Source organism: Erwinia sp. PME.40.26/001, from assembly GCF_055556675.1.
The window spans coordinates 1-266 of record NZ_JBVHNP010000217.1; the positions used below are offsets into that span (position 1 = coordinate 1).

Consider the following 266-nt stretch of genomic DNA (forward strand, 5'->3'; position numbering starts at 1 on the left):
GGCATCGCGTGATCCCCAGCCAGCGTAAAAACGGTAACGCGTGGTCTGATTGGTTTCGGGATCAGTCACATCCAGACGATAACGGCCATACTTCACCGGCAAGGCCAGCTTGAGACGATTATCCAGTTTGAGAATACGCGACTCGATCAGTTCATCGGCATCGGTATAGCCCGAATGCCAGCCACGCTGATCGTCATAGCGCCAGTAATAGCGACGATCTTCATTGAACAACCGTAACTGTGCACCGTTTAATGGAGCAAGCTTGC

General features: G+C 52.3%; 1 protein-coding gene. It reads right to left on the bottom strand.

The annotated features are described in order from the left end of the window. Nucleotides 1–266: hypothetical protein (locus ACZ3HG_RS23905; protein ID WP_465334878.1), on the bottom strand; the 266-nt coding region annotated here is incomplete at both ends.